Origin of the sequence: Streptomyces viridosporus (assembly GCF_002078235.1) — a bacterium.
Classification (GTDB): domain Bacteria; phylum Actinomycetota; class Actinomycetes; order Streptomycetales; family Streptomycetaceae; genus Streptomyces; species Streptomyces viridosporus.
In genome coordinates, this window is the sequence record NZ_MSGP01000073.1 from 1 (window position 1) to 26145 (window position 26145).

28 protein-coding genes and 1 riboswitch are annotated in these 26145 nt (G+C 73.7%); of the genes, 18 read left to right on the top strand and 10 right to left on the bottom strand.

Annotated elements, in window-relative coordinates; genetic code table 11:
- On the top strand, positions 1-1542 hold a 1542-nt coding region (locus B7L92_RS05225; RefSeq protein WP_143626239.1), incomplete at its 5' end, for a protein kinase domain-containing protein.
- Positions 1543-1555: 13 nt separating this feature from the next.
- The gene (locus B7L92_RS39195; protein WP_004991159.1) at positions 1556-1732 is read left to right on the top strand and encodes a hypothetical protein; all 177 of its coding nucleotides are present in this window, start codon (positions 1556-1558) and stop codon (positions 1730-1732) included.
- A 23-nt stretch (positions 1733-1755) separates the two neighbouring features.
- Here the strand turns inward: B7L92_RS39195 and B7L92_RS05230 are convergent, their stop codons facing one another.
- Genes B7L92_RS05230 through B7L92_RS05245 form a run of 4 tightly spaced genes read right to left on the bottom strand, consistent with a single transcriptional unit; the run spans position 1756 to position 5873 of the window.
- The gene (locus tag B7L92_RS05230) at positions 1756-2961 is read right to left on the bottom strand and encodes a sensor histidine kinase (protein WP_081236309.1); all 1206 of its coding nucleotides are present in this window, start codon (positions 2959-2961) and stop codon (positions 1756-1758) included.
- Positions 2958-4673 carry a sodium/solute symporter gene (locus tag B7L92_RS05235; RefSeq protein ID WP_081236310.1) on the bottom strand — a complete coding sequence of 572 codons (1716 nt, stop codon included), beginning with the start codon at positions 4671-4673 and terminating at the stop codon, positions 2958-2960. The genes B7L92_RS05230 and B7L92_RS05235 overlap by 4 nt, the downstream gene beginning before the upstream one ends.
- A 21-nt stretch (positions 4674-4694) precedes the next feature.
- Positions 4695-5090: a hypothetical protein gene (locus B7L92_RS05240; RefSeq protein WP_081236311.1), complete on the bottom strand. Its 396-nt coding sequence runs from the start codon at positions 5088-5090 to the stop codon at positions 4695-4697.
- Positions 5091-5102: 12 nt separating this feature from the next.
- Complete coding sequence (locus tag B7L92_RS05245) at positions 5103-5873, bottom strand: LytR/AlgR family response regulator transcription factor (RefSeq protein ID WP_081236312.1); 771 nt, start codon at positions 5871-5873, stop codon at positions 5103-5105.
- 123 nt (positions 5874-5996) lie between these two features.
- Here B7L92_RS05245 and B7L92_RS05250 point away from each other — a divergent pair, with 123 nt between their 5' ends.
- The 5 genes from B7L92_RS05250 (at position 5997) to B7L92_RS05270 (ending at position 12640) form a co-directional block, all read left to right on the top strand.
- Positions 5997-6500, top strand: a complete 504-nt coding sequence (locus B7L92_RS05250) for an Lrp/AsnC family transcriptional regulator (protein ID WP_004991130.1) — start codon at positions 5997-5999, stop codon at positions 6498-6500.
- A 124-nt stretch (positions 6501-6624) separates the two neighbouring features.
- Positions 6625-7437, top strand: coding sequence for a dimethylargininase (gene ddaH / locus B7L92_RS05255; RefSeq protein ID WP_081236313.1), 813 nt, complete (start codon positions 6625-6627; stop codon positions 7435-7437).
- The gene (rocD, locus tag B7L92_RS05260) at positions 7434-8660 is read left to right on the top strand and encodes an ornithine--oxo-acid transaminase (RefSeq protein ID WP_081236314.1); all 1227 of its coding nucleotides are present in this window, start codon (positions 7434-7436) and stop codon (positions 8658-8660) included. Before ddaH ends, rocD begins: the two co-directional genes overlap by 4 nt.
- A 205-nt stretch (positions 8661-8865) precedes the next feature.
- Complete coding sequence (locus B7L92_RS05265; RefSeq protein WP_081236315.1) at positions 8866-11316, top strand: SpoIIE family protein phosphatase; 2451 nt, start codon at positions 8866-8868, stop codon at positions 11314-11316.
- 94 nt (positions 11317-11410) lie between these two features.
- On the top strand, positions 11411-12640 hold the full coding sequence (locus B7L92_RS05270) for a PP2C family protein-serine/threonine phosphatase (protein ID WP_081236316.1): 1230 nt from the start codon (positions 11411-11413) through the stop codon (positions 12638-12640).
- Between the two features lie 56 nt (positions 12641-12696).
- Here B7L92_RS05270 and B7L92_RS05275 read toward each other — a convergent pair whose 3' ends face one another.
- Positions 12697-13152, bottom strand: coding sequence for an RpiB/LacA/LacB family sugar-phosphate isomerase (locus B7L92_RS05275; protein WP_081236317.1), 456 nt, complete (start codon positions 13150-13152; stop codon positions 12697-12699).
- A 337-nt stretch (positions 13153-13489) separates the two neighbouring features.
- Here B7L92_RS05275 and B7L92_RS05280 point away from each other — a divergent pair, with 337 nt between their 5' ends.
- Positions 13490-14215: a lysophospholipid acyltransferase family protein gene (locus B7L92_RS05280; RefSeq protein ID WP_081236331.1), complete on the top strand. Its 726-nt coding sequence runs from the start codon at positions 13490-13492 to the stop codon at positions 14213-14215.
- Positions 14216-14367: 152 nt separating this feature from the next.
- Here the strand turns inward: B7L92_RS05280 and B7L92_RS05285 are convergent, their stop codons facing one another.
- Positions 14368-14655: a type II toxin-antitoxin system Phd/YefM family antitoxin gene (locus tag B7L92_RS05285; protein WP_081236318.1), complete on the bottom strand. Its 288-nt coding sequence runs from the start codon at positions 14653-14655 to the stop codon at positions 14368-14370.
- A 106-nt stretch (positions 14656-14761) separates the two neighbouring features.
- Between B7L92_RS05285 and B7L92_RS05290 the strand changes: the two genes are divergently transcribed.
- From B7L92_RS05290 to B7L92_RS05300, 3 genes are all read left to right on the top strand, one after another.
- Complete coding sequence (locus tag B7L92_RS05290; protein ID WP_081236319.1) at positions 14762-15397, top strand: ATP-dependent Clp protease proteolytic subunit; 636 nt, start codon at positions 14762-14764, stop codon at positions 15395-15397.
- A 7-nt stretch (positions 15398-15404) separates the two neighbouring features.
- Positions 15405-15713 (top strand): hypothetical protein, encoded by a 309-nt coding sequence (locus tag B7L92_RS05295; RefSeq protein ID WP_081236320.1) that lies wholly within the window; start codon positions 15405-15407, stop codon positions 15711-15713.
- Positions 15714-16080: 367 nt separating this feature from the next.
- A riboswitch (cyclic di-AMP (ydaO/yuaA leader) is annotated at positions 16081-16252 on the top strand.
- Positions 16253-16255: 3 nt separating this feature from the next.
- Entirely contained in the window at positions 16256-16729 is a 474-nt protein-coding gene (locus B7L92_RS05300; protein WP_004991107.1) for a C40 family peptidase, read from the top strand.
- A gap of 400 nt (positions 16730-17129) precedes the next feature.
- Here B7L92_RS05300 and B7L92_RS05305 read toward each other — a convergent pair whose 3' ends face one another.
- On the bottom strand, positions 17130-17603 hold the full coding sequence (locus B7L92_RS05305; protein ID WP_081236321.1) for an ATP-binding protein: 474 nt from the start codon (positions 17601-17603) through the stop codon (positions 17130-17132).
- Positions 17604-17814: 211 nt separating this feature from the next.
- Between B7L92_RS05305 and B7L92_RS05310 the strand changes: the two genes are divergently transcribed.
- Together B7L92_RS05310 and B7L92_RS05315 are read left to right on the top strand one after the other, a co-directional pair.
- A complete protein-coding gene (locus tag B7L92_RS05310) occupies positions 17815-18675 on the top strand; it encodes a helix-turn-helix domain-containing protein (RefSeq protein ID WP_081236322.1) in 861 nt (286 codons plus the stop codon).
- A 9-nt stretch (positions 18676-18684) separates the two neighbouring features.
- Positions 18685-18909, top strand: coding sequence for a DUF397 domain-containing protein (locus tag B7L92_RS05315; RefSeq protein WP_081236323.1), 225 nt, complete (start codon positions 18685-18687; stop codon positions 18907-18909).
- Between the two features lie 130 nt (positions 18910-19039).
- Here the strand turns inward: B7L92_RS05315 and B7L92_RS05320 are convergent, their stop codons facing one another.
- Positions 19040-20167 (bottom strand): 8-amino-7-oxononanoate synthase, encoded by a 1128-nt coding sequence (locus B7L92_RS05320; protein ID WP_081236324.1) that lies wholly within the window; start codon positions 20165-20167, stop codon positions 19040-19042.
- Between the two features lie 147 nt (positions 20168-20314).
- Here B7L92_RS05320 and bioB point away from each other — a divergent pair, with 147 nt between their 5' ends.
- From bioB to B7L92_RS05340, 4 genes are all read left to right on the top strand, one after another.
- Entirely contained in the window at positions 20315-21541 is a 1227-nt protein-coding gene (gene bioB, locus B7L92_RS05325; protein ID WP_081236325.1) for a biotin synthase BioB, read from the top strand.
- Positions 21534-22814, top strand: coding sequence for an adenosylmethionine--8-amino-7-oxononanoate transaminase (locus B7L92_RS05330; RefSeq protein ID WP_081236326.1), 1281 nt, complete (start codon positions 21534-21536; stop codon positions 22812-22814). The genes bioB and B7L92_RS05330 overlap by 8 nt, the downstream gene beginning before the upstream one ends.
- Before the next feature lies 1 nt (position 22815).
- Complete coding sequence (gene bioD, locus B7L92_RS05335) at positions 22816-23532, top strand: dethiobiotin synthase (RefSeq protein ID WP_081236327.1); 717 nt, start codon at positions 22816-22818, stop codon at positions 23530-23532.
- A 150-nt stretch (positions 23533-23682) separates the two neighbouring features.
- A complete protein-coding gene (locus tag B7L92_RS05340) occupies positions 23683-24375 on the top strand; it encodes a class I SAM-dependent methyltransferase (protein WP_081236328.1) in 693 nt (230 codons plus the stop codon).
- Here the strand turns inward: B7L92_RS05340 and B7L92_RS05345 are convergent, their stop codons facing one another.
- The gene (locus B7L92_RS05345) at positions 24376-24750 is read right to left on the bottom strand and encodes a fic family toxin-antitoxin system, toxin component (RefSeq protein ID WP_081236329.1); all 375 of its coding nucleotides are present in this window, start codon (positions 24748-24750) and stop codon (positions 24376-24378) included.
- 4 nt (positions 24751-24754) lie between these two features.
- Positions 24755-25024, bottom strand: coding sequence for a toxin-antitoxin system, antitoxin component (locus B7L92_RS05350; protein ID WP_081236330.1), 270 nt, complete (start codon positions 25022-25024; stop codon positions 24755-24757).
- A gap of 238 nt (positions 25025-25262) precedes the next feature.
- Between B7L92_RS05350 and B7L92_RS05355 the strand changes: the two genes are divergently transcribed.
- A complete protein-coding gene (locus B7L92_RS05355) occupies positions 25263-26093 on the top strand; it encodes an ABC transporter ATP-binding protein (RefSeq protein ID WP_081236332.1) in 831 nt (276 codons plus the stop codon).
- Positions 26094-26145 lie beyond the last annotated feature (52 nt).

Below are 26145 nucleotides of genomic sequence, written 5' to 3' on the forward strand. Positions count from 1 at the left end.
GTGCACGACGTGCTGGAGCACGAAGGGCTGCCGTGGATCGTCATGGAGTACGTCGCGGGCGCCGTCGACCTGCGGGAGCTGGTCGCCCGGGGCGGCCGGCTCGCCCCGGCCGAGTGCGCCCGGATCGGGCTGGCCGTGCTGGACGCGCTGACCGCCGGACACGAGCGGGGCGTGATGCACCGGGACGTGAAACCGGCGAACATCCTGCTCGCGCCGGACCGCACCGGCCTGCCCCACGGACGGGTACTGCTCACCGACTACGGCATCTCCGTCCAGCCGGACACCGGTGAGACGCGGTACACCATGGCGTCCGCACTGGTCGGCACGGCCGGCTACCTGGCGCCGGAGCGGGTCACCGGAGGCCCGCCCACCCCCGCGGCCGACCTGTTCTCGCTCGGCTGCACGCTCTACCACGGCGTGGAGGGCCGCAGCCCGTTCGCGCGGGAGTCGCCGCTGGCCTCGATCACCGCGGTGGTCATGGAGGAACCGCGTCCGCCGGTGCGGGCGGGCGCGCTGGAGCCGGTGCTGCGGGGGCTGCTCATGAAGGACCCGGACCGGCGGACGACGGCGCGGGCGGTGGCGGCGGAGCTGGCCCGCATCGTCACCCCCCGGTCGGAGGCGTACGCGTGGACGCAGACGGACCTCGGGTCGCCCTCGCCCTGGGAGGCCCCGGCCCGGCCCGCGGCCGGAGGGGCCGGTTTCGCCACCGGGGCCCGGCGGCGCCCCCGCCCGCACGCGCTGCGGGCCGTCCTCGCCGGTGGGCTCGGCCTGGTGCTGGCCCTGGGCGGTGCCTGGTACGCGCTGGCCGACCGGACGGACGGCAGCGGCGGGGCGGCGGTGCCGTACGGCGAGGCCGTCGGGCTGGCGGAACCCCTGCGGGAGGGCGACTGCGTGCTGGCCGACTGGCCCGGCGGCACCCGGTTCACCGGCGTCCCGCGGCTCACCCTGGATCCGACCTGCGCGGACCAGGCCCCCGACGGACAGGTCATGGCGTTCGTCGCGGCCGCCTCGGACGAGGAGGCGCGGGAGCGGGGACCGGCCCGGTGCGAGGAGCGGACGCGGGAGATCCGCGACAGGCTGGCCGACGTCCGCAGCATCGCCGTCGTCCCGACCCCGCAGGGGTTCGAGGCGGCCGGGCGGCGTACCGCCTGTCTGGTGCTGGGGGCGCACGGACCGGTGTACGGGCCGCTCGGGGAGCGGCGCCGGTTCGGGGCGGCGTTCGCCGACACCGCGACGATGCAGCGGCGGGACTGCCTGGACGTGCGCTCCCACCGGGAGGCCCGGCTGGTGCCGTGCGGCGGCCGGTACGACGAGCAGGTGCTCGGGTTCACACGGCTGGGCGCGGACGTCACGCTCGCCGAGGCCCGCACCGGGTCGGACACCGCATGCGCACGCGAGGTGCCGCCGCGTGACTACGGCTTCGACCCGTCCGTCCACGAAGCCGGGTCCTGGACCGGCGAGGGGTCCTGGAAGTCCGGCGCCCACGTCGTCGTGTGCACCGTAAAGAAACAGAACGGGGGCACCATGGAGGGAACCGAATGAGGAGGGTGTCGCGATGCCCGGTTCCACGAACGGTTCCAGTTCGACGAAGACCATGGGAGTGCTCACCGTCGGTGGCCTGGTCGCCGTGACGGCCTACACGGTGGCACTCGGCAGCAACGGCTGGTTGTGGTTCGCCTGGGTGGTCCTGGGCCTGATCACCCTCGGCATGGTCGCCACGCGCAGCGCCTGAGGGACACCTGCGGCGGGCCGGCCTCACTTCGGAGTGAGCCGGCCCGCCGAGTGCACCCCCGGCTGGTACTTCGGCAGCCGGACGGTGATCTTCATGCCCGCGCCCGCGGCCGTCTCGATGACGAGGCCGTAGTCGTCGCCGTAGACCTGGCGGAGCCGGTCGTCGACGTTGGACAGCCCGATGCCGCCCGTGGGACTCACCTCGCGGGCGAGGATCCGGCGCAGCAGGCCGGGGTCCATTCCGGCGCCGTCGTCCTCGATGACGACGAGGGCCTCGGCGCCCGCGTCCTGCGCGGTGATCTGGATGTGGCACTGGTCGGACTTGCCCTCCAGGCCGTGCTTGACGGCGTTCTCGACGAGGGGCTGGAGGCAGAGGAAGGGCAGCGCGACCGGCAGTACCTCGGGGGCGATCTGCAGGGTGACGGAGAGGCGGTCGCCGAAGCGTGCCCGGACCAGCGCCAGGTAGTGGTCGATGGCGTGGAGTTCGTCGGCGAGGGTGGTGAAGTCGCCGTGCCGTCGGAACGAGTAGCGGGTGAAGTCGGCGAACTCCAGCAGCAGCTCACGGGCCCGCTCGGGGTCGGTGCGCACGAACGAGGCGATCACGGCGAGCGAGTTGAAGATGAAGTGCGGGGATATCTGCGCGCGCAGGGCCCGGATCTCGGCCTCGATGAGGCGGGTGCGGGACTGGTCGAGGTCGGCCAGTTCGAGCTGCACGGAGACCCAGCGGGCGACCTCCCCGGCGGCCCGCACCAGGACCGCGGACTCGCGGGGCGCGCAGGCGACGAGCGCGCCGTGCACCCGGTCGTCGACGGTGAGCGGGGCGACGACGGCCCAGCGCACCGTGCAGTCGGGGGTGTCGCAGGTGAGCGGGAAGGCCTCGCCGCGGCCGCTGTCGAGGGGACCGGCCAGACGCTCCATGATCTCGGTGCGGTGGTGCGCGCCGACGCCGTCCCAGACGAGGACCCGGTCGTGGTCGGTGAGGCACAGCGCGTCCGTGCCCAGCAGGGAGCGCAGCTTGCGGGCGGCCTTGCGGGCGGTCTCCTCCGTCAGGCCGGCCCGCAGCGGGGGCGTGGCCAGGGAGGCGGTGTGCAGGGTCGCGAAGGTCGCGTGCTCGACGGGGGTGCCGAGTCCGGCGAGGCTGGTGGGCCGGGCGGTGCGCCGGCCCAGCCAGAAGCCGGCCGCCAGCAGGGGCAGGACGGCGACCAGCAGCCCGGCGAGGAAGCCGCTCATGCGGACACCTCCGAGCGGAGTTCCTCCGGCAGGTGGAACCGGGCCAGCACCGATGCCGTGCCGGGCGGCACCCGGCCGGGGGTGGCCAGGGACACCAGGACCATGGTGAGAAAGCCCAGCGGCACCGACCACAGGGCCGGCCAGGCGAGGAGGGCGTGCCAGGGCCCCTCGCCCGGGTAGCCGGCCATGGTCGCGGCGACGGCGAGGAAGGCGGACCCGCCGCCCACCAGCATCCCGGCGGCGGCGCCGGGCGGGGTGAGCCGGCGCCACCAGATGCCGAGGACGAGGAGCGGGCAGAAGGACGAGGCCGACACCGCGAAGGCGAGTCCGACGGCGTCGGCCACCGGCAGCCCGCCGACCAGGATGCTCGCCCCCAGCGGGACGGCCATGGCGAGCACCGTGCCGAGCCGGAAGTGCCTCACGCCCCGCGAGGGGAGGACGTCCTGGGTGAGCACGCCGGCCACGGCCATGGTCAGCCCGGACGCCGTGGACAGGAACGCGGCGAAGGCGCCCCCGGCGACCAGCGCGCCGAGCAGGTCGCCGCCCGCTCCCCCGATCACCCGGTCGGGCAGGAGGAGCACGGCGGCGTCGGCGTTCCCGGTGAGCGTGAGTTCGGGCGCGTACAGGCGGCCCAGCGCGCCGTAGACCGGGGGCAGGAGGTAGAAGGCGCCGATGAGGCCGAGCACCGCGACGGTGGTGCGGCGGGCGGCGACTCCGTGCGGGCTGGTGTAGAAGCGGACCACGACGTGCGGCAGGCCCATGGTGCCGAAGAAGGTGGCCAGGATCAGCCCGTACGTGGCGTACAGCGGGCGTTCCTCGCGGGACTCGGCCCGGGAGGGCGACAGGGCGTCGTCGACGCCGCGTCCGGCGGCGGGGACCTCGGTGCCCTCGGCGAAGGTCAGGCGGGTGCCGCCGTCGATGTGGTGGGTGCCGGCGGGCAGCCGGAGTTCGGTGCCGCGGTGGACGCGGCCGTCGACCGTGCCGTGCACCGTCACGGTCAGCGGTTCCTCCAGCCTCAGGTCGAGGCCGTCCTCGACCCGGACGACCCGCTGCTCGCGGAAGGCGGCCGGTTCGTCGAAGGCGTGGCTGGGCGCTCCGTCGCGCTGCCAGGCGAGGACCAGGAAGAGGGCGGGGACGAGCAGGGCGGTGAGTTTGAGCCAGTACTGGAAGGCCTGCACGAAGGTGATGCTGCGCATGCCGCCCGCGGCGACGATCGCGGTCACCACCACGGCGACGATCACCCCGCCGAGCCAGTCGGGCGCGCCGGTGAGGACGGCGGTCAGGGTGAGTCCCGCGCCCTGCAGTTGGGGCAGCAGGTACAGCCAGCCGACGCCGACGACGAAGGCGCCCGCGAGCCGCCGTACCGCCTGGGAGGCGAGCCGGGCCTCGGCGAAGTCGGGCAGGGTGTACGCGCCGGAGCGGCGCAGCGGGGCGGCGACGAACAGCAGCAGGACCAGGTAGCCGGCGGTGTAGCCGACCGGGTACCAGAGCATGTCCGGGCCCTGGACCAGGACGAGTCCCGCGATGCCCAGGAAGGAGGCGGCGGAGAGGTACTCGCCGCTGATCGCGGCCGCGTTGAGCCGGGGGCCGACGGTGCGGGAGGCAACGTAGAAGTCGGAGGTGGTGCGGGAGATGCGCAGGCCGAAGGCGCCGACCAGGACGGTGGCCAGGACGACGAGGGCGACGGCGGGCACGGCGTAGCCGGAGTTCACGGTGCGGAAGGTCCCGTCGTCTCAGCGGTCCTCGACGAGCCGCACGAAGTCGCGTTCGTTGCGTTCGGCGCGGCGCACGTACCAGCGGGCGAGCAGCACCAGCGGTGGGTACAGCCCGAAGCCGAGGACCGCCCACTCCAGGCGGCGGGCGTCCGGGGCGGCGGCGAAGACCAGCGGGAGCGGGCCGACGAGCAGGGCGAGGACGGCGAACACGGTGAGGCCGGCCCGCAGTTGGATGCGCATCAGGGACCGCACATAGGTGTGGCCGAGGGTGGTCTGCTCGTCGATCTCGGTGCGCGGGCGGTAGTAGCCGAAGGCATGGGGGTACCACCCGCGCGAGCGGAGCCGAGCGTGGGGGAGGGCGCGGCGGGGCGGGCCGGTGACGACCACGCGGCGTTCGGTCGGGTCCTGGGGCATGCGGGCTCTCCCCTAACTCGTGGTCCGGCGCATCAGCAGGTCGCGCAGTTCGCGGGCGTGCCGCCGGCTGACCTGGAGCTCCTCGGTGCCGACCAGGACGCTCACGGTGCCCGCGTCGAGCCGGAGTTCGCCGATGTGGCGCAGGGCGACCAGGTGGCGGCGGTGGATGCGGACGAAGCCGCGGGCGCGCCAGCGCTCCTCCAGGGTGGACAGCGGGATGCGGACGAGGTGGCTTCCCCGGTCGGTGTGCAGGCGGGCGTAGTCGCCCTGGGCCTCGACGTGGGTGATGTCGTCGACCGCGACGAAACGGGTCACGCCGCCGAGTTCCACGGGTATGTGGTCGGGGTCGGGTTCGTGCACGGGGATGCGCGGGGCGGTGCCCCGCCGGGCGGCGGCGCGCAGTTCGTCGACGCGGCGGACCGCCTCGGCCAGCCGTTCCTTGCGGACCGGTTTGAGCACGTAGTCCACGGCCTTGAGGTCGAAGGCCTGGACGGCGAAGTCCTCGTGGGCGGTGACGAACACGACGAGCGGCGGCCGGGCGAACCCGGTGAGCAGCCGGGCGAGGTCGAGTCCGTCGAGGCCGGGCATCTGGATGTCGAGGAAGACCACGTCGATGGCCTCGGGGCCGTCGGGCCCCGACTCCAGGGCCCGGTTGATGCGGCGCAGCGCCTCGGTCGCGTCTCCGGCGCCCTCGGCACTGCCGATGCGGGGGTCCGCGTTGAGCAGGTACAGCAGTTCCTCCAGCGAGGGGCGTTCGTCGTCGACGGCGAGGGCACGCAGCATGAGGCTGGAGTGTAGGGGGCATTCCCGCGTCCGGGCACGTGCCGGACGCGGCCGTCGCCGCCGGTTCCGGTGACCGGTAGCCGTCCTGGACGGCTACCGGCCGCCGCTGGATACAGTTCCGGCATGACCAGCAGGCCCGCGCCGTTCGACGAGCTCGACCGGAAGATCGTCACCGCGCTGATGGCGAACGCCAGGACGTCCTTCGCCGAGATCGGTACGGCCGTCGGACTGTCGTCGACGGCGGTCAAGCGCCGGGTGGACCGGCTGCGCGAGACCGGGGTGATCACCGGGTTCACGGCGACCGTGCGGCCGTCCGCGCTGGGCTGGCGCACGGAGGCGTACGTCGAGGTGTACTGCGAGGGCGCGGCGCCGCCCCGGCGGTTGGCGGAGGTGGTGCGCAACCATCCGGAGATCGCCGCGGCGATGACGGTGACCGGTGGGGCGGACGCGCTGCTGCACGTGCGGGCGCGGGACGTGGAGCACTTCGAGGAGGTCCTGGAGCGCATCCGCCAGGAGCCGTTCATCCGCAAGACGATCAGCGTGATGGTGCTGTCCCACCTGCTCCCGGACAGTCCTGAGGCGGGGGTCAGCCAGCCTGCCCCGGAAGGCGCAGCAGACGTGCGCTGAATGGCGGAAACGCGCAGTGATCCTGCGCGAGCACGCAGCTCCCGTTCCTTGTCGCCCGTCAGGCTCGGTTCCTACCGTGGAGACACCCCCTGTCGGCACCGCGTGGAAGCGGAGGGACCCCTCTGTGCCCGACTCCCGTGTGGCGCGCCGGCGGCGCTATCTCGTCTGCGAACCCAGACACTTCGCCGTGCGGTACGCGATCAACCCCTGGATGCACCCCGACCGTCCCGTCGACGTCCCCCTCGCCCAGCGGCAGTGGCGGACACTGGTCGACGCCTACCGCGACCACGGCCATACCGTGGAGACCGTGGAACCCGAGCCCGGCCTGCCCGACATGGTGTTCGCCGCGAACGCGGCGGTCGTCGTCGAGGGCCGGGTCTTCGGCTCCCTGTTCCTGGCGCCCGAGCGGCGCCCGGAGTCCGTCCCGTACGAGGCCTGGTTCAAGGCCGAGGGGTACGAGGTCCACCACCCCGGGTCGGTCTGCGAGGGCGAGGGCGACCTGGTGCCCGCCGGGCGCTGGATCCTCGCCGGCACCGGGTTCCGCACCACCCGTGAGGCGCACCGCGAGGTACAGGAGTTCTTCGGGGTGCCCGTGATCGGCCTGACGCTGGTGGACCCGTACTTCTACCACCTGGACACGGCGCTGTTCGTGCTGGACGAGGAGAACATCGCGTACTACCCGGAGGCGTTCTCGCCGGGGAGCCGCGAGGTGCTCGCCCGGCTGTACCCGGACGCGGTGGTCGCGACCCGTGAGGACGCGACGGCGTTCGGGCTGAACTCCGTGTCCGACGGCCGCCACGTGTTCATCTCGCCGGGGGCCACGGCGCTCGCCTCCCGGCTCGCCGACCGCGGCTACGTTCCCGTTCCCGTCGACCTGTCCGAGTTCCGCAAGGCGGGCGGCGGCATCAAGTGCTGCACTCAGGAGATCCGCTCATGACCTCGTCCGTCGTCACGCGTTCGTCCGCCGAGCTGATCGGCGCGGAGGAACCGGTCCTCGCGCACAACTACCACCCGCTGCCCGTGGTCGTCTCCCGCGCGGAGGGCGCGTGGGTGGAGGACGTGGAGGGCCGACGTTACCTCGACATGCTGGCCGGCTACTCGGCGCTCAACTTCGGCCACCGCCATCCCGCGCTGGTCGAGGCGGCGCACCGCCAGCTGGACCGGCTCACGCTGACCTCGCGCGCGTTCCACAACGACCGGCTCGCCGAGTTCGCCGAGCGGCTGGCCGCGCTGACCGGCCTGGACATGGTGCTGCCCATGAACACCGGCGCGGAGGCGGTGGAGAGCGGTGTCAAGGTGGCCCGCAAGTGGGCCTACGACGTGAAGGGCGTCCCGGCCGACCGGGCGACGATCGTGGTGGCGGCGGACAACTTCCACGGCCGTACGACGACGATCGTGAGCTTCTCGACGGACGAGGTGGCGCGCGCCGGTTTCGGCCCCTTCACCCCGGGCTTCCGGGTCGTCCCCTACAACGACCTGGCGGCGATGGAGGCCGCGATCGACGAGACGACCGCCGCGGTGCTGATCGAGCCGGTCCAGGGCGAGGCGGGCGTCGTCGTCCCGGACGACGGTTACCTGGCGGGCGTGCGGGAGCTGACGCGCCGCGCGGGGTGCCTGTTCGTGGCGGACGAGATCCAGTCGGGTCTGGGCCGCACGGGCCGGACGCTCGCCGTGGAGCACGAGTCGGTCGTCCCGGACGTGGTCCTGCTCGGCAAGGCGCTGGGCGGCGGCATCGTCCCGGTGTCGGCGGTGGTCGCCCGGCGCGAGGTGCTCCAGGTGCTCCACCCCGGGGAGCACGGGTCGACCTTCGGCGGCAACCCGCTGGCCGCGGCGGTCGGCACGGCCGTGGTGGAGCTGCTGGAGACGGGTGAGTTCCAGCGCCGGGCGGCGGAGCTGGGCGTGGTCCTGCGCGAGGGCCTGGAGGCGCTGGTCGGCAAGGGGGTCGTCGGTTTCCGCTCCCGCGGTCTGTGGGCGGGCGTCGACGTGGACCCGGCCCTCGGCACGGGCCGCGAGGTGAGCGAGCGCCTCATGCGCGAGGGCGTCCTCGTCAAGGACACCCACGGTTCCACCATCCGTCTGGCCCCGCCGCTGACGATCACGGCGGACGAGCTCCGGGGAGCCCTGGAGACCGTGGAGAAGGTCCTGGGCCGACGGGACTGAACCGGCGCGGTACGGGGGCGTGCCGGTCCGCGGGCCCGCCGCGCCCCACCGCGGCGGGCCGGCCCCGCACCCCCGCGCACGGCACCCGGCGTCCCGGCGGGGTCGCCGGGACGCCCGCCCCGCCACCCGGGAAGCCCCCTTCGCGGTCAAGGGTGAAGATGGGGACAAAGGTGGTAGACCACTCTCAGCGACAGAGAGGTCGGCCGTGGGCGGACACAAGGAGCAGGACGTTGCCCGGCAGGGGTTCGATGTGGCCGACGCCGTTCCCCTGCTGCTCGATCCGCGGGGCGTGGTGTCGGGCTGGTCCGGTCAGGCCGAGCGGCTGCTGGGGCACTCCGCGCCCGAGGCGGTGGGCAGGAAGTTCGCCGAACTGCTGACCCCGGAGGACGCCGAGCGGGTGCCGGACCTGGTCGAGCGGTGCCGGGAGGACGGCGGCTGGGCGGGGCTGATGACCGCCCTGCGCCGGGACGGGCGGCCGGTCGCGGTCATGGTCCGGATCACCCCCACCGTGGAACCGCGGGGCCGTTCGCCGCTGCTGGTGCTGCTGTCGGAGCTGGCCGGCTCCCCCGGCTGGGACATGAGCCGCGCGGTGCTGGAGCAGATGGTCGCCGGATCGCCGATCGGCATCGCGATCGTGGACACGGATCTGCGCTTCGTGTGGTCCAACGCCGCGCTGGAGCGGTTCGGCGGCGGTCCGGCCGAGCGGCGCCCGGGGCTGCGGCTCGCGGACGTCCAGCCCGGCATGGAGACCGAGGCCATCGAGGCGCAGATGCGGCACGTGCTGGAGACCGGCGAACGCGTGGTCGGCCACGTGCACACCGGTCGCGTCCGCTCGGCTCCGCTGCGCGACACCGCGCACCTGATGTCGTTCACCCGGCTCGACGACGAGCGGGGCCGCCCGGTGGGCGTGTACTACACCGTCGTGGACATCACCGAATGGCAACGCGCCCGGCAGCGTCTCGCCCTGCTCGACCGGGCCGGTGAGCGCATCGGCCGCACCCTGGACATCATGGGCACCGCGCAGGAACTGGCCGACGTCGCCGTGCCGGGGCTCGCCGAGTTCGTCGTCGTCGACCTGCTGGAGACGGTGCTGCGGGGCGCCGAGCTGCCGCCCGGACCGCTCGCCGGGACCGAGCGGGTGCCGCTGCTCCGCGCGGGTCACCGGTCGCTGTACGAGGACCTGCCGCGAACGGTCGTGGAGACCGGCGAGGTGGTGGCCTACCTGGCCGACTCGCCGCCGGTCCGCTGTCTGACCACGGGCCGGTCCTGGCGTCAGGAGCAGCTCGATCCGCTCGCCACGGGGTGGCTCGCGAGAACCCCGGGCGACCACGAGCCCACCTTCCTGGAGCTGGGCCTGCAGAGCGCGATGCTCGTGCCGATCCGGGCCCGGGGCGTCACCCTGGGCATCACCGGGTTCTTCCGGCGCCGCCGCGAGCACCCCTTCGACGCGGGCGACCTGAGCCTGGCCGAGGACCTCGTCTCCCGTGCCGCCGTCTGCGTGGACAACGCCCGGCGCTACACCCGCGAGCGGGACGCCGCGCTCGTGCTGCAGCGCAGTCTGCTCCCGCGCAGGCTGCCCGAGCAGGACGCCGTCGAGGTGGCCGCGTGCTACCGCCCGGCCGACGAGCTGACCGGTCTGGGCGGCGACTGGTACGACCTCATCCCGCTGTCCGGCGCCCGTGTCGCGCTCGTCGTCGGCGAGGTGCCCGGGCACGGCATCGACGCCGCCGCGGCCATGGGCCGGCTGCGGACCGCGGTGCGGGCCCTGGCCCCGCTGGACCTGCCGCCGGAGGAGGTGCTCGCCCATCTCGACGACCTGACGGACCGGCCGGCACGGGACGGTGACGACGAACCGGGGGCCGAGGGCTCGGAGGGCCGGGGGGCCGGCTGCCTGTACGTGGTCTACGACCCGGTGGACGGCCGGTGCACGATGTCCGCCGCCGGGCACCCCGCGCCCGCCGTGGTGGCACCCGACGGCACGGTCACCTTCGTGGAGCTCTCCCAGGGCCCGGCGCTCGGCGTGGGCGGCCCGCCGTTCGAGTCGGTGCGGCTGTCCCTGGCCGAGGGCAGCACGCTCGTCCTGCACACCGACGGTCTGCTGACCCCCGGGGAGCCCGCGTCCGCCGACACCGACCGGGAGCGGTTGCGCCGGGTGCTGGAGGAGACCACGGACTCGCTCGAGTCGAGCTGCCGTGCCGTGGTGGACGCGCTGGTGCCGACCCGTCCGTACGACGACGTGGCCCTGCTGCTGGCCCGTACCAAACGCCTCGCCCCCGAACGAGTGGCGGTCTGGGCCCTGCCGGCGGATCCGGCCGTGGTGGCCGAGGCCCGCGGGTCCGCCGTCCGGCAGCTGTCCCGGTGGGGGCTGGACGAGCTGGCCTTCGCCACCGAGCTGGTCGTCAGCGAACTCGTCACCAACGCCATCCGGCACGCCGGCGGCCCCGTCCGGCTCCGGCTGATCCGCGAGCGCTCACTGGTGTGCGAGGTGTTCGACGGCGGCGTGACGACGCCCCATGTGCGGCATCCCCGTGCGATGGACGAGGGCGGACGCGGGCTGCTGCTGGTCTCCCAGATCGCCCGGCGGTGGGGCACCCGGTTCGTCCCCGAAGGGAAGATCATCTGGGCCGAGCAGTCACTGGACGCGTCGGACCCGTGAGGTTCCGGCGCCGCCCCGGGGAAGGAGCGGACGACGCGCGCGACACACTCCTGTGCGGGAGGACCAACGGGTTTCCGGAGGCGAGGCGACGGCCATGGCGCAGACGTCGATCGACTACGCGGCGGTCTACCAGGCGCTGCCCGGCATGGTGGCGCTGCTGACCCCCGATCTGGTGTTCGCGGACGTCAACGAGGCGTACGCCCGCGGGGTCGGGCGCTCGCGCGGGGAGCTGGTGGGCCGCCACCTGTTCGACGCCTTCCCGGCCAACCCGAACGACCCGGACTCCACGGGCGCGCGCAACCTCCAGGCCTCGCTGCTCCGGGTGCTGGCCACCGGCGAGCGCGACACCATGCCCCTCCAGCACTACGATGTCGAGAACCCCGAGCGGTCCGGGGCGTGGGAGGAGCGGTACTGGAGCCCGGTGAACACACCGGTGCTCGGTCCCGACGGGAGGGCCGAGCTGATCGTGCACCGGGTGGAGGAGGTCACCGAGCTGGTCCGGGCCCGCGGCCACGCGGGTGACGACCGGGGCCGGATGCTGGAGGCCGAGCTGTACTCGCGCGCCCGCGAACTCCAGGAGCTCAACAACCGGTTGCGCCGGGCGCACGCGCGGGAGCGGGAGGTCGCCCTGGCACTGCAGGAGTCGATGCTGCCCGCCCCCCGGCAGGTCGGCGGCCACCGGGCCGCCGTGCGGTACCGGCCCGCGGTGGGGGCGCTCAACGTCTGCGGGGACTGGTACGACCTGGTCGACCTGGTGGACGGGCACCGCATCGGCGTGTCCGTGGGCGACGTGGTCGGGCACGGTCTGGAGGCGGCCGGTGTCATGGGCCAGCTGCGCAGCGCGCTCACGGCCGCCTCCCGGGTGGCGGACGGCCCCGCCCAGGCGCTCGACGTCGTGGGGCTCTACGCCCATGTGGTGGACGGCGCCGAGTCCGCGACCGCGGTGACGACGTTCATCGACTTCGACCGGCACACGATCACCTACAGCAGCGCCGGTCATCCCCCTCCGGTGCTGGTCCACCGCGACGGTCGCGTGGAGTTCCTCGACCGGGCCACCGATCCGCCGCTGGACGCCGACCCGGTCCCGGGTCCGCGGCCCGAGGCGGCGACCGCGTTCACGCCGGGGGCGACCGTGGTGCTCTACACCGACGGTCTGATCGAACGGCGCGGAGAGGACATCGACACCGGGCTGCTCCGTCTGGCCGAGGCGCTGCGGCGCCATCGGACACAGGAGCCCGAGGCGCTCGCGGACACCGTGCTCCGGGAACTCCTCCCGCCCGGCGGCGCCACCGACGACACGGCGCTGATCCTCGTACGGCTGTGACACCGGAAGACGCCCCGCCCCGCCGCCGCCCCGGCGGGGGCGGCGGCCGGGCCTTCTCAGGCCCCCGTGCGCTCCTGGTCGAGGCGGCGCACCCGGTCCACGTTCCGCCGGTCCTCCGCGTCGTCGCTGGGCGCACCGGCGAACCAGGCGTCGAGGATCTCCTTCAGCAGCGGCTCCGACGTCAGCCGCAGGCTGAGCGCCAGCACGTTGGCGTCGTTCCAGCGGCGCGCGCCGTCCGCCGTGGTCGCGTCCGTGCACAGGGCGGCCCGGACGCCCGGCACCTTGTTCGCGGCGATCGAGGCGCCCGTGCCGGTCCAGCAGCACACCACCGCCTGGTCCGCCGTCCCGGCGGCGACCTCGCGGGCCGCCGCCTCGGAGCAGACCGCCCACTGCGGGTCGTCCCCGTGGCTCAGGGCGCCGTGCGCGCGCACCTCGTGACCGCGCTCGCGCAGCTCGGCGAGGAGGGCACGGGCCACGGGTTCGTCCATGTCGGAGGAGACGGAGATGCGCATGCTCCGGAGCCTACTCGGCCGGACGGCCCGGGGAACCCCGCAGGGGGCGGGAGGGCGCTCACGGTCCGGTGCGTTCCGGTCATGCCCGCCGATCGGGTTGTCGTCGGCCGGTGAACGGCAGCAGGCTGGGGGCGGTGGTCCTCCCCGTCGGCGGCCGGCCCCTTCCGGCCCGGCCGCCGACGGGTGTTCGGCCGTCCGGCGCGGTTGCGTCCGGTCGCGTCGCACGTGGTGCCGGGCGGACCCGCCCGGACCTAGACTGGCACCCGCCCACGGCGTGCCGGTCGACCTGCTGGAACGCGGCGGCCCCGCCCGTCCGCCGGAGTCGAGGAGCGTGCGCTTGTTCTACTACCTTCTCAAATACGTGCTGTTGGGCCCGCTGCTGAGGCTGCTCTTCCGGCCCCGAATAGAGGGCCTGCGGCACGTTCCGTCGTCCGGTGCGGCCATCATCGCGGGGAACCACCTGTCGTTCTCGGACCACTTCCTGATGCCGGCCGTGCTCAAGCGGCGCATCACCTTCCTCGCGAAGGCCGAGTACTTCACCGGGCCCGGCCTCAAGGGCCGGCTGACGGCGTTCTTCTTCCGCAGCGCGGGGCAGATCCCGGTCGACCGCTCCGGCAAGGAGGCCGGTCGGGCCGCCATCCGGGAGGGTCTCGGGGTGTTGGCCAAGGGCGAACTGCTCGGCATCTACCCGGAGGGCACGCGGTCGCACGACGGCCGCCTCTACAAGGGCAAGGTCGGCGTCGCGGTGATGGCCCTCAAGGCGGGCGTCCCGGTGGTCCCCTGCGCGATGATCGGCACCTTCGAGGCGCAGCCGCCCGGCAAGGTGGTCCCCCACCTCCACCCCGTGGTCATCCGCTTCGGCGAGCCCCTCGACTTCTCGCGCTACGCCGGCCTGGAGGACGAGAAGGCGGTCCTGCGCGCCGTCACCGACGAGATCATGTACGCCATCCTCACCCTGTCCGAGCAGGAGTACGTCGACCAGTACGCGGCCGTCGCCAAGGCGGAGGAGGCGGCGCGCGGGGCGGCGGACAAGCGCCGGTTCCCGCGCATGCCGCTGGGCTGACCCGCCCGGGCACACCGGCGAGGGGCGACCGCGGGCCCCGTCCGCCGTCCGGTCGTACGCCGTGCCGGCCGCGCGCCGGGCACGGGTCGCACGGAAACGACCGTGCACCCCCGCCGCGGCGGGGGTGCACGGTCACGTCGTTCCCGAGGGGCTTACGAGGGGGCCGTCCCCCGGTGCTCCGCGGCGATGCCGAACCGCTGCCGTTCGCGGGGAGCGGACGCCGCCTCGCGGACGCCGGCGACCGTGCTGATCACCTGCTCCTCCGCGGGTTCCCCGGGCCCCTCGATTTCTTCGAGCCGTCGCAGGTCATCGGCGGACACGAGGGCGACGAGGGGTTTCCCGTGCCGGGTCACGACGACGTGCTCCCCGCCGTACACCACCCGGTTGATCAGGTCGGCGAGCTCAGCCCTGGCTTGCGTCACCGGAATCTCGTAGGCCATGCGCCCATCATAACGGCACGTACATCCTGTACATTTTTTACAGAAGCCGCAGCGCCTGCGACGCGTGCGCCGGAAACGGCCGCGCCCTGCCACAGGAGGGGTTCGCATGACCCGACCGTCCGCCCGCCACGTCCTGCCCGAGCTCACCGAACGCACGGCGTCCGGGCACCGGACGACGGATCCGTACGCCAAACTGCTCCAGGAGCGGATCGTCCTTCTCGGCACCCCGATCGACGAGACCTCCGCGAACGACGTGACGGCCCAGCTCCTGCACCTGGAGCACCGGGCCCCGGACCGGGACATCTCGCTCTACGTCAACTCCCCGGGCGGCTCGTTCCACGCCATGTCGGCGATCTACGACACGCTGCGCTTCGTCTCCTGCGACGTGGAGACGGTCTGCCTCGGCCGGGCCGAGGGGACCGCCGCGCTGCTGCTCGCCGCCGGCACCCCGGGCAAGCGGTGCGTGCTGCCCGGCGCCCGCCTGGTGCTCCGTCAGCCCGACCCGTCCGGGCCGCTGGAGGGCCGGGCGAGCGACCTCGCGGCCCGGGCCGAGGAGCTGGGCCGCATCCGGTCCCGGATGGAGGACATGCTCGTCCGGCACGCGGGCCGCACCCCGGAGCAGGCCCGGGCGGACATCGAGCGGGACACCGTCCTCGACGCACGGGCGGCGGTGGACCACGGCCTGGCGGACCGGATCGTGCCCGGCCGCAGGGGCGGGCGCCCCGCCGGCGACGCGAGGTGAGCCGTCGATGCTGCCCCCGGAACTCCCCCCGCTGCCCGCGCTGACCCGCGCGGAGGCCGAATTGATCGACCGTTACCTCGAGGTCGTCGACCTGCTCGGCCGCATCAACCCCGCCTCGGACGGTGACACCTACCGCGGACTGCGCGCCGCGCAGGCACTGGTCGGCAAGGCCGTCGCGCTGCGCGACGCGCTGACCGTGATGCACCGGCGCGGCGAGACCGAACTGCACTCCGCCACGCTGGGCCGGGCACTGCGGGTGCTGGACGGCGAACGACGCACGGCCCGGCTCATCCTGCCGCCGAACCCGGGCAGTTGACGCCCGCACCGGTCCGGGCGGCCGCCCCCGGCGACGGCGCGTCCGGACCGGAGCCGAAACGGACCAAACGGCTTACCCCCATCCGGCGTAGATGCACCTGCTGTTTTCGGGGCGTCGAAGTTGCGCAACACGCGGGGCCAGGGGGCGGAATTGAGCATTCCGACGCTGGTCCGAGGCCTTTCGGGGCTCTTGACAGCGAACCGAACAGGAGACTGTCCACCCGAACGGATGAGTGGTGAGTAACAACACAAATCCCCGGTTCAGTTGGGATTTCGGGCCGGGCATGGGACAAGATCCCTGACTGACGACAAGACCCCGCCGCCGCGGCGGGGCGATCCGGGCGGACGCCGAGTCCTGCCGCCGCCCGGATGACCGGTCGACAAGGAGTGGATCGGCAGGAGTGGAGGACCCAGGCACGACGGGTCGCCGGAACGCCAGTTCCGAGCAGCCCTTGGGGTGAAGCCGCACGTGTGCGGCCGGGCCACTTCGCCAGCCCGAATCCGACAGGTCATCCTTCACAGGCGGCTGACGAAGGGTTGCGCATGACTGCGCTCAATCGTGTCCCGTCTCTCATGGCCCGGGCCGGCACGGCCTCGGCCCTCACCCTGGCCGCCGTGGGCGGCTCGATCGTGGTCCCGGGAGCCGCCTCGGACGCGGCCGCCGCGAGCACGGCCACCAAGGCTCTGAACGTCGCCGCTTCCAAGAAGGGAGCGCCGTACCAGTGGGGCGCCACCGGACCGTCCCGGTTCGACTGCTCCGGGCTCACCCTGTACTCGTTCAAGAAGGCGGGCAAGACACTGCCGCGCACCGCCGCACAGCAGTACAACAAGACGAGCCACATCTCCGCCAAGAACCGCAAGGCCGGTGACCTGGTGTTCTTCCACTCGGGCCGCAGCATCTACCACGTCGGCATCTACGCGGGCAACGGCAAGATCTGGCATGCCCCGAAGACCGGGGACGTGGTGCGCCTGCAGAAGATCTGGACCAGCAGCGTCTGGTACGGCCGGGTCAAGTGATCCGCCGGGGGCGGCGGTGCCCCGACGCACCGCCGCCCCACCGGGCGTGACGCGGCCTCAGCCGGCCGCCCGTCACCGTACGGGCCGACGCCGGCATCGCCCCCGCACCGCACGCGACGGGACCCCGCTGCGACGAGCCGACCGCGACTTCGCCGGGCCGCTCCAGAACCGCGGGTCACCCGGACAGGCGTACGGATCCTCTTCGCCTTCCCGCTGCCGCTCACGTTCATCTCACGCCCCGGCTCGCCCGGCACGGTGCGGCGCCTGATCCCGGAACCACGCACCGGCGCCTCCGGGGCGAAACACCGGCCTGCGGCGCCGTGTGGCCCCGCCGGAGCAGCCGCGGTCCGTCCGGGCCCTTGCCGACATGTCGCCGACCGCTCCCTCGCCGTGGCGGCCCCTACGGCTCCTGCCGACCCGCCGTGACCGGTTCCGCGGTGGGCTCCTCAGCGGGAGGCAGGGTCCACGGCAGTTCGACGGAGACGGTCTTGCCCCCCTCCCGCGTGGGGCGGATTCTGAGCCTCCCCCCGCATTCCGCGGTCAGGCAGCGGATGATGACCAGTCCGCGGCCGTTGTCCTGCTGGACCGCGGCGGGCAGCCGTTTGGGGAAACGCGGATGGCTGTCGGTGACACCGACGTGCAGCCGCTCGTCGCGGTCGAGGACCATGTCCACCGTGAAGGTGGGCGACTGCCCGAAGGTGTGCTGTACGGCGTTGGTGGCGAGTTCGGAGACGATCAGCCGGACGGTGTCGGACACGTCCGCGTCCGCCGGCATGCCCCATTCCGTCAGCACGTCCCTCACATGGGCACGGGCCGCGGAGACCGAGGCGGGATCGCTCGGCAGAGTGACGGATGCTTCCAGGTGGTCTGCCATGGCGATGTCGTCCCTTTCCCACGGGAGCGCAGTCCGACACGGAGGGGGTGGTTCGAGTACGGTCCCGCACTGGTGCTTCGCCGCCAGAGTGCCATCACCGCACGGCGCGGGGCGGCGATCCACCAAGATATGCATATATCTGTCGCCCGAAGCGGTGAACCCTGCGACGGAAGACCGTATCCGGGCGGCTCGGAAGGAGTAAGGAGAGTCCATGCAGCACGGTCCCGCGGTGCGCCGCCGGAAACTGGGCGCCGAACTGCGCACGCTGCGCGCTTCGGCGGGGTTCACCAGTGGCGAGGCGGCCCGGCTGGTGGGCTGGCACCAGTCGAAGGTGAGCCGCATCGAGACCGGCACGAGCGGAGTGAAACCGGCCGATGTCCGCTCGCTGCTCGACGCCTACGGCGTGACCGATCCGCAGCTGCGGGAACTGCTGCTGATGCTGTCGGGCTCCGGCGACGGCGACGGCCGTCACCACTGGTGGCACGCCTACCGCGGCGTCCTGCCGCCGACCTACCGGGACTTCATCAGTCTGGAGTCCCAGGCGAGCGCGATGCGCACCCTGGAGACCACGGTGATCCCCGGGCTGCTGCAGACGCCGGAGTACGCGCGGGCGGTGACCCAGGCCGCGCTGGAGGGCGCTTCGGAGGAGCGGCTGGACGCCCTGGTGGAGGTGCGGTTGGCCCGGCAGGACGTGCTGCGGGCGGACCCTCCGCTGGAGCTGAGCGCGGTCCTGGACGAGGCGGTGCTGCGCCGGGAGGTCGGGGGCCCCGGTGTGATGACCCGCCAGCTGGCGCGGCTGGTCGAGGCGGCCCGGCTGCCCCAAGTACGGCTGCAGGTCCTGCCGTTCAGCGCGGGGGCGCACATCGGCGTCACCGGCCCTTTCGTCATTTTCTCATTTTCGCGCACTTCTGATCTGGACGTGGTTGTTCTCGACCACTTGACGAGTAGCCTCCACCTGGAGCGGAAAGAAGACCTCCGGGCCTACTCGGAGGCCTTCAACGCCCTTTCGATCCACGCCCTTTCACCCGAGGACTCGTTGGATTTCATCGCCGGTACAGCCGCCGGCGCGTAAGGAGGCACGATGCCTGCACCGCCTCGGACCCTTCCTTCCGGCTTCGACCCGCACGGTGTGCGGTGGCTGCGCAGCAGCTACAGCACGGGCGCGAACAACTGCGTCGAGACGGCCCGGCCGGCCTTCGGCCCCCTGGCCGGACTGCTCGCCGTGCGCGACTCCAAGACTCCGGCCGGGCCCGTGCTGCTCTTCTCCCCCGGTAGCTGGACGGAGTTCGTGACCGCGGTCCGCTGACCACCGACCGGACCGACCGGACGGACCGGACAGCACCCGACCGACCCAACCCGTAGTCCGACCGACCACTCGACCAACCGTTCGACCGACGATCCCTTCATCGGGCGACGCACGGCCGTGCCACGCCGACTCATGGCCGCGTTTCGCCGATCACCCGTACAGCGCGTTCGATCTCCGCCCCGGACAGGTCCGCGCGGGCGGTCAGTCTGAGCCGTGAGATGCCGTCGGGCACGGAAGGAGGACGGAAGCAGCCCACGGACAGGCCGGCCGCCCGGCAGTCGGCCGCCCATCGCACGGCCTGCTCCGGGGAGGGAGCGCGCACGGAGACGACCGCGGCGTGCGGCCGCACCGCTTCCAGGCCCGCGGTCGTCAGCCGGGTGTGCAGCTCGCGCGCCACCTCGCCCGCCCGTGCCGCGCGCCCGGGTTCGCGGCGCAGCAGCCGCAGCGCCGCGAGGGCCGCCCCCGCCGCCGCGGGGGCCAGACCCGTGTCGAAGATGAACGTCCGTGCCGCGTTGACCAGGTGCTCGATCACCCGGGCCGGGCCGAGCACCGCTCCGCCCTGGCTGCCGAGCGACTTGGACAGCGTGACCGTCACGACGACGTCGTCGGCGCCCGCGAGCCCCGCCGCGTGCGGGGCGCCCCGGCCGCCGTCGCCCAGCACGCCGAGACCGTGGGCGTCGTCGAGCACCAGACCCGCGCCGTGCTCCCGGCACGCCTCGGCCAGCGCGGCGAGCGGGGCGGCGTCCCCGTCCACCGAGAACACCGTGTCGGAGACCGCCACGGCGGGCCCGTCGTGCGCGCCCAGTGCCTTGCGCACCGCGTCGGGGTCGGCGTGCGCGGCGACCTGTGTCGTACCGCGGGCCAGCCGGCAGCCGTCGATGAGCGAGGCGTGGTTGCCCGCGTCGGAGACGATCAGTGAGCCGTGCGGGGCCAGCGCGGTGACCGCGGCGAGGTTGGCCGCGTAGCCGGAGGAGAAGACCAGGGCCGCCTCGAAGCCGCAGAAGCCGGCCAGCTCGCGCTCCAGCTCGGCGTGGAGCTCGGTGGTGCCGGTGACGAGCCGTGAGCCGGTCGCGCCGCCGCCCCAGGTCCGCGCGGCCCGTGCCGCGCCCTCGGTGACCTCGGGATGGCGGGCCAGGCCCAGGTAGTCGTTGCTCGCCAGATCGAGGAGGGGCGCGTCGGCCGCCCGTGGGCGCAGGGTCCGCACGAGCCCGGCACGCCGGCGCAGCTTCGCCTGTTCGTCGATCCAGCCGAACGCCATGGGTCCTCCGGTGCTTTTGTAGGCAATGCACAGACACTAGCGGGACGACCATGGGGCCACTGTGTGGCAATACCCACACGTCGAAGCACCTCTGTTGTACGAACTCTCCTTGGCCCGGACGGGCCGAGTAGGACAGGATCGGCTTTCATGGACCTGTTGAACACGCTGGTGGACAAGGGGCTTCGGCGCGAGACGCCGACCCGCGGGGAAGCACTGGCCGTCCTCGCGACGTCCGACGACGACCTGCTCGACGTGGTGGCCGCGGCCGGGAAGGTGCGGCGGCACTGGTTCGGCCGGCGGGTGAAGCTCAACTACCTGGTCAACCTCAAGTCCGGCCTGTGCCCGGAGGACTGCTCCTACTGCTCCCAGCGGCTGGGTTCCGGGGCCGACATCCTCAAGTACACCTGGCTCAAGCCCGACGAGGCGTCGAAGGCCGCCGCCGCCGGACTGGCGGGCGGTGCGAAGCGGGTGTGCCTGGTGGCCAGCGGGCGCGGTCCGACCGACCGCGACGTGGACCGGGTGTCCGACACCATCAGGGCGATCAAGGAGCAGAACGGGGGCGTCGAGGTGTGCGCCTGCCTCGGCCTGCTCTCCGACGGCCAGGCGGAGCGGCTGCGCGAGGCGGGCGCGGACGCCTACAACCACAACCTCAACACCTCCGAGTCCACCTACGGGGACATCACCACCACGCACACCTACGCCGACCGCGTGGACACCGTGCAGAAGGCGCACGCGGCGGGTCTGTCCGCCTGCTCCGGGCTGATCGCCGGCATGGGCGAGAGCGACGAGGACCTGGTCGACGTGGTCTTCGCGCTGCGCGAGCTGGACCCGGACTCGGTGCCGGTCAACTTCCTGATCCCGTTCGAGGGCACCCCGCTCGCCAAGGAGTGGAACCTCACCCCGCAGCGGTGCCTGCGCATCCTGGCGATGGTGCGGTTCGTCTGCCCGGACGTCGAGGTGCGGATCGCGGGCGGCCGTGAGGTGCACCTGCGCACGATGCAGCCGCTCGCGCTCCACCTGGCCAACTCGATCTTCCTCGGCGACTACCTCACCAGTGAGGGCCAGGCGGGCAGGGCCGACCTGGAGATGATCGCCGACGCCGGGTTCGAGGTGGAGGGCACCGACCGGGTGACCCTGCCGGAACACCGCACGGGCGGTGGCTGCGGGGCGCACGACGACGGCGGCGGATGCGGGGCGCACGAGGGCGGCGGATGCGGGTCGCACGGCGGCGGGGTGTGCGGTCCGGCGCCGTCGGGCGCGGGCTCCTGCGCGGGTGCGGCCGAGGAGAGCGCGCCCCGGACCGACGAGCCGCGCACCGACCTGGTCGCCGTCCGCCGCCGGGGCGCCGGAACGGACCTCGCGCCCAATGCCTGAACTCTCCGTCGCCGAACTGCTGGAGCTCGACCGGCGACACGTCTGGCATCCGTACGGGCCCATGCCGGGCCGCCGGGAACCGCTCGTCGTGGAGTCGGCGAGCGGGGTGCGGCTGCGGCCGGCCGACGGCTCGGACGAGCTGGTCGACGGGATGTCGTCCTGGTGGTCGGCGATCCACGGCTACAACCACCCGGTGCTGAACGAGGCCGTCCGGGAGCAGCTCGCGCGGATGAGCCACGTGATGTTCGGCGGGCTCACGCACGAGCCCGCCGTCCGGCTGGCGAAGCACCTCGTCGACATGTCGCCCGAGGGCCTGGAGCACGTCTTCCTCGCCGACTCGGGATCGGTGTCGGTCGAGGTCGCGGTCAAGATGTGCCTGCAGTACTGGCGTTCGCTGGGCCGGCCGCGGAAGCGGCGGCTGCTGACCTGGCGGGGCGGCTACCACGGCGACACCTGGCAGCCGATGTCCGTGTGCGACCCCGAGGGCGGGATGCACGAGCTGTGGAGCGGGGTGCTGCCCCGTCAGGTGTTCGCCGACGCCCCGCCCGCCCGGTACCAGGAGTCCTACGCCGACCACCTGCGGGAGACGATCGAGCGGCACGCCGGTGAGCTGGCCGCGGTGATCGTGGAGCCGGTGGTGCAGGGCGCGGGCGGGATGCGGTTCCACTCCCCCGCGTACCTGCGGGTGCTGCGCGAGGCGTGCGACGCGCACGACGTGCTGCTGGTGTTCGACGAGATCGCGACCGGGTTCGGGCGCACGGGCGCCCTGTTCGCCGCGGAGCACGCGGCGGTGACCCCGGACGTGATGTGCGTGGGCAAGGCGCTGACCGGCGGTTACCTGACCATGGCGGCGACGCTGTGCACCGCGCGGGTGGCGAGAGGCATCTCGCGCGGCGAGGTGCCGGTGCTGGCCCACGGTCCGACGTTCATGGGCAATCCGCTGGCGGCGGCCGTGGCCTGCGCCTCCGTCGAGCTGCTGCTCGGCCAGGACTGGGCCGCGGAGGTCAAGCGCATCGAGGCGGGCCTGCGGGACGGGCTGGCGCCGGCGGCACGACTGCCGGGGGTCCGGGACGTACGGGTGCTGGGCGCCATCGGTGTCGTCCAGCTCGACCGCGCCGTGGACATGGACGCGGCCACCCGGGCCGCGGTGCGCGAGGGGGTGTGGCTGCGGCCGTTCCGGGACCTGATCTACACCATGCCGCCGTACGTCACGGGCGACGCGGACGTGGCGCTGATCGCGCGTGCGGTGTGCGCGGCCGCGGAGGAGGGATGACATGCCGGTTCTGGTGATCACGGGCACGGGCACCGAGGTCGGCAAGACGGTGGTGACGGCCGCGGTCGCGGCGACGGCGCTGTCGGCCGGCCGGTCGGTGGCCGTGCTGAAGGCGGCGCAGACGGGGGTGGGCCCCGGCGAGCCCGGGGACGCCGACGAGGTCGTCCGGCTCGCCGGTGCCGTGACGGCGGCCGAACTCGCCCGCTATCCGGACCCGCTGGCGCCGGCCACGGCCGCCCGCCGGGCCGGCCGGGCGCCGGTGCATCCGCACGACGTCGCCGAGCGGGCCGCCAAGCTGGCCACCGAGCACGACCTGGTGCTGGTGGAGGGCGCGGGCGGGCTGCTCGTGCGGTTCGACCCGGCCGGCGGGACGCTGGCGGACACGGCGGGGCTGCTGGCGGCCCCGGTGCTGGTGGTGGCGTCGGCGGGCCTCGGCACCCTCAACGTCACCGAGCTGACGGCCCGTGAGCTGCGCGGGCGCGGGCTCGACCTGGCGGGTCTGGTGATCGGAAGCTGGCCCGCGGAGCCCGATCTGGCCTCCCGCTGCAACCTGCTGGACCTGCCGGACGTGACCGGGGCGCCGCTGCTGGGCGCGGTACCGGCCGGGTCGGCGGCCCTCTCCCCCGCCGCTTTCCGGGCCGCGGCACCGCACTGGCTGGCGCCCCGGTTGGACGGAACGTGGGACGCGGAGGCGTTCCGGGTGCGGGAGGCGCCCTGACGGCGGCGGGAAGCGCGCGGAGGCACCCTGCCCTCGGCGGGGATGCGGGCGGCCCCCGCGGGGGAGAATCGCGGTGAGGCCCCGCCCGGGGAGGCCCTCGTGCCTCCCCGGGTTCCCGGCCTCTCCCCCGTGAACAGGGAGGTACCCGCCATGTCCGCCGGCTCCGCGAAAGTGGTGCGGGATCCCGTGCACCACCCGCTGTTCGCCCGTTACTACGCCCGGGCCAGTACCGCCGCCGAGACCCGCATGGGAATGGCCCGGGTGCGCCGACGGCTGCTCGGCGGGCTGTCCGGGCGGGTGATCGAGGTGGGCGCGGGCAACGGCCTGAACTTCGCGCACTACCCGGGCACCGTCTCGGAGGTCGTCGCCATCGAACCGGAGCGGATGCTGCGCAAGTTGGCCGTCGAGGCCGCCCTGCGCGCCCAGGTGCCGGTGGACGTGGCGCCGGGCGCGGCGGAGGCGCTGCCGGTCAAGAGCGAGGCGTTCGACGCGGCGGTGCTCTCCCTGGTGCTGTGCAGTGTGCGGGACGTGCGGCGGGCGCTCGCGGAGCTCAGGAGGGTGCTGCGGCCGGGCGGCGAGCTGCGGTTCTTCGAGCACGGCCGGGGCGGCGGCCGGGTCATGGCCTTCACCCAGCGCGCGCTGGACCGGACGGTGTGGCCGCCGTTGGCCGGTGGGTGCCACCTGGCGCGGGACCCGGTCGGCGCGCTGCGGGAGGCGGGGTTCGAGCTCGGCCCCTACCGGCGGACGCTGCTGCCGGAGAACGGGCCGAAGCTGCCCCAGTCCTACTGCGTCACCGGCGTCGCGTGGCGCCCGCCGGCCGACGCGGCGGACGCCGGGCGCTGATCACTCGCTCCAGCGGCGCAGTTCGGCCGCGATGTCGTCGACGGTCGCCTCGCCGTTCTTGACCAGCCGGGCCAGGTCACGGACCTGCTCCGGCGAGGTGACGACCTTCAGGCCGCTGGCGACGAGGTAGGCGTACGCGACGGCGGAGGCGAACAGGGCGTTGGAGCGTTCCAGCGCGGGGACGTGGATCAGCAGTTGGAGGAGGGCGGCGGCGCGGGCGTGCGGGCTGTCGTAGACCGGGACGTCGAATATCTCGGCCCGGTGGCGCGCGACGGCGGCGACGAGGGCTCCCCAGTCGGTGACCTGGGGGTCTCCCGGGGTCTGCTGCTCGGCGAGCATCAGCAGCCAGGCGAGGTCGATGCGCAGGCTGTCCAACGGCTCAGGGGCGACCTTCGTGCGCGTCCTCGCGGTCCTTCCGCGTCCTCGCCCGGGCGGCGGGTCCCCCGTCGAACTCCTCGGCGAAGACGGCCTCGTACCGCTTCATGAAGTCGGCGGCGGCCTCGACGAACGCGCGGCCGGCCTCGCCGGTGTCCTGCCGGACCAGTTCCTCGATGTAGCGGTTCACGCTCATCCCGCGGGCCAGGGCACGTTCCCGTGCCGCCCGGGCGGTGCCCTCGTCCACCCGCACGTTCAACTGGGTCTTCGCCATACCTCGAAGCTAGCGCCGAAGCGCTAGCACCGGCAAGGGCGCCCGGCCCCCGCCGGGAGAGGGGCGCCCTGCGGGAGGTGCGCGCCCCCTCCAGAGGTGCGTGCCCCTTACACCGGTACCGGGGACCCGACCTGGGGCGGAGAGGAACCCGGCCCCACGGGGGATATCGGATGTGGGCCGCATCACACTACCCTCGGGCGCGACGAGCAGACCTGACGTCCCCTCGGAGGAGGCGGCCTTGTCCACACCTGCTGCGGAACACGCCCCGGGCCTCGCGCCGGCCGACCGGATCGCGGCCCGCGCCCGCGGTCTGACCAAGGCGTACGGCTCGGGCGAGACGTCCGTGATCGCCCTGGACTCGGTGGACGTGGACATCGTGCGCGGTCGGTTCACCGCGGTGATGGGGCCGTCGGGTTCGGGGAAGTCCACGCTGCTGCACTGCCTGGCGGGGCTCGACACCGTCTCGGCCGGACGGGTGTGGCTCGGGGAGACCGAGACGACGGGACTGAAGGACCGTGAGCTGACCCGGCTGCGCCGGGACCGGATCGGTTTCATGTTCCAGTCGTTCAACCTCATCCCGACCCTGACCGCGCTGGAGAACATCACCCTGCCGATGGGCATCGCGGGGCAGCGGCCCGACCGGCAGTGGCTGGACCGGGTCATCGACACCCTCGGGCTCAGGGACCGGCTGCGGCACCGGCCCGCCCAGCTCTCCGGCGGACAGCAGCAGCGCGTGGCCTGCGCACGGGCGCTGGCCTCCCGGCCCGAGCTGATCTTCGCGGACGAGCCGACCGGCAACCTCGACTCGCGAGCCGGGCTGGAGGTGCTCGGCTTCCTGCGGGAGGCCGTGGACCGGCTGCACCAGACCGTCGTGATGGTCACCCACGATCCGGGCGCCGCCGCCCACTCCGACCTGGTGCTCTTCCTGGCGGACGGCCGGATCGTCGACGAGATGCGGCGGCCCACGGCGGAGTCCGTGCTGGAGCGGATGAAGCGCTTCGACGTGCTCCGCGCCTCCTTCGACGGCGGAGCCCGCCGACCGGACGGTCCGGCCCCCGCCGAGGACTGAGCCGGACGGTCCGGCTCGGTCCTCGCCGGGGGCCGGACCGTCCGGCTCAGTC